This window comes from Mycolicibacterium pyrenivorans, from assembly GCF_025821625.1.
Classification (GTDB): domain Bacteria; phylum Actinomycetota; class Actinomycetes; order Mycobacteriales; family Mycobacteriaceae; genus Mycobacterium; species Mycobacterium pyrenivorans.
The window spans coordinates 1-359 of record NZ_JACKSH010000138.1; the positions used below are offsets into that span (position 1 = coordinate 1).

1 protein-coding gene is annotated in these 359 nt (G+C 65.2%); it reads right to left on the bottom strand.

Going from position 1 to position 359, the window contains the following annotated elements; translation table 11 throughout:
- Positions 1 to 108: 108 nt before the first annotated feature.
- A partial coding sequence (locus H7I57_RS16600) for a hypothetical protein (protein WP_264024731.1) occupies positions 109 to 359 on the bottom strand: 251 nt, incomplete at its 5' end.

Sequence of the window (359 nt, forward strand, 5' to 3'; positions counted from 1 at the left end):
GCCTACCCCGAACGCGTTGTCCGTCAGCGTGACCAAGGGCATCACGGATAACTCGGTCACCGCCGTGCCGCAGACGCCAGTTGCCACCGCGGCTGTCAAGACCAGTGCTCAGACGTCGGCTACCGCTGACCCGACGGGCGTCAAGTCCGCCGACACTGCGTCGTCGGCCACTCCTGCTGCCACTGCCACAGTGTCGACCGAGTCGCACACGACCAATGTCGACAACACCGGTACGGCGACGAAGTCCGACTCCGCACCGAAGGCCGATGGGACGATAAAGGCGGACAGCCAGACGAAGACCGACGCTCCGAAGTCGACTTCGACGACCAAGGCCGACACCACCACGAAGGCCGACGCCA